1 protein-coding gene is annotated in these 2,004 nt (G+C 70.8%); it reads left to right on the top strand.

Features of this window, described 5'->3' with window-relative positions; genetic code table 11:
• Window positions 1-2,004: glycoside hydrolase family 3 C-terminal domain-containing protein (locus sphsw_RS13070; RefSeq protein ID WP_052380936.1), on the top strand; the 2,004-nt coding region annotated here is incomplete at both ends.

The raw sequence follows: 2,004 nt of genomic DNA, 5'->3' as shown, positions 1-2,004 counted from the left end.
GCGGGGTCGGTCATGTGCGCGTATAACCGAATCAACGGTCAGCCCGCCTGTGCCAGCGACCCGCTGCTCAAGACGCATCTGCGCAGCGCCTGGGGGTTTTCGGGCTATGTCGTATCCGATTGCGACGCGGTGAAGGACATTGCCGACAACCACAAATATGCCCCTGACGGCGCGGCCGCGGTCGCCGCGGCACTGCGCGCGGGTGTCGACAATGAGTGCAGCGGGGATACGCTGAGCGACACGGCGGGGCTCGACGCCCGCTATCGCACCGCGTTGCAGCGCGACCTCGTCACCCAGGCCGACATCGACCGCAGCCTCGTCCGCCTGTTCGCGGCGCGATACCGCACCGGCGATCTGCCCGGTCTGGCCGGCGCGCCCGCGGCGGTGCCGGTCGACGCGGTCGGTGCCGCCGAGCATCGCCGGCTCGCGCTGACCGCCGCCGAACGGTCGATGGTGTTGCTGAAGAATGATGGCGTCCTGCCGCTGCGCGCCGGGACGAAGGTCGCGGTGATCGGGCCGCTGGGCGACGCGACGCGCGTGTTGCGCGGCAATTACGCATCGCCCTTGTCGGGACCGCCCGTCTCGATCGTCGAGGGTCTGCGCACGACGCTGGGCGCCGAGCGGATCACGCTGGTCCCGTTCGGCGAATCGGTGACCGATGGCGACCGCGTTCCGACCACCGCGCTGCAGACCCCCGACGGCAAGCCGGGCGTGCTCGCACGCTATTACAACCCGGTCACCCCGCTGCCCGCCGCCTTTGCCCCCGGCACGCGTGACGCGATCGTCGCGGCGGTGCGCTATCGGGACACCCCCGTCGTGACCCGGATCGAGCCCGATGTCGGTGACCGTCAGCTCGCGCTGGCCGGGGTCGCCGAAGTGCACCGTACGATCCGGACCGGATTCCTCATCCCCCCCGAAACCGGCACCTATCGCCTCGGCCTGTCGGGGGCGGGCGGCGTGCTGGCGGTCGACGGGGTGGTCGTGTCGGACCGTCGCAAGGCGCGCTGGAACGATCTGCCCGGGATGAAGACGCTCACGCTCACCGCCGGGCGACGCTACCGCATCGAGGTCGACGGCGGTGGCGGCGATCTCGTCTGGAAACGCGTATCGGACGATCCGAGCGCCGCGCTGAAACGCGCCGCCGCGGCGGCCGACATCGTCGTCGCGGTCGTCGGCCTCACCTCCGATCTCGAAGCCGAGGAAACCGGCGTCAGCGTCCCGGGCTTCGCCGGCGGCGACAAGACCACACTCGACCTTCCCGCCGACCAGATCGCGATGCTCGAACAGGCGCGCGCCGCGGGCAAGCCGATCCTGCTGGTCGCGATGAACGGCAGCCCGATCAACCTCGCCTGGGCCAAGGATCACGCCGCCGCCATCCTCGAGGCCTGGTACCCGGGCGAACAGGGCGGGCTCGCCGCGGCGAATATCCTGACCGGCCGGACCAATCCGTCGGGCCGGCTGCCGCTGACCTTCTACCGCAGCGTCGCCGATCTGCCGCCGTTCGGCGACTATGCGATGGCCGGACGCACCTATCGCTATTTCACCGGCACGCCGGTCTATCCGTTCGGGGCGGGGCTCAGCTACACGCGCTTCGCCTATGATGCGATCCGGGTCGAACCCGCGCCGGGCGGGGCGGAGACCGGCATCCGCGTCACCGCGCGGCTCCGCAATATCGGCAAGCGTGCGGGCGCCGAAGTTGCGCAGCTCTACCTCGATTTTCCCGACCGGCCGGGCACGCCGCGGATCGCGCTGCGCGGATTTCGCCGCGTCGACCTCAACCCGGGAGAAACCCGCATGCTCAGCTTCGACCTGTCGCCGCGCGACCTGAGTTCGGTCGCACTCGACGGCACGCGATCGGTCGCCGCCGGCACGTACCGCGTGACGCTGGGGTCGGGCCAGCCCGGCACCGGCGTTCCGGGCGCGACGACACGCTTCACCGCAGATAATGGCCTCGCGATTGCGCAGCGCGGGGATGGATTCGAGAAAGCCGCGTGCGCCCTCGGG

Origin of the sequence: Sphingomonas sp. FUKUSWIS1 (genome assembly GCF_000733135.1) — a bacterium.
GTDB classification, from domain to species: Bacteria; Pseudomonadota; Alphaproteobacteria; order Sphingomonadales; family Sphingomonadaceae; genus Sphingomonas; species Sphingomonas aerolata.
The sequence above is the reverse complement of the archived record's forward strand: the minus strand, read 5'-3'. Positions and strand labels throughout refer to the sequence as shown.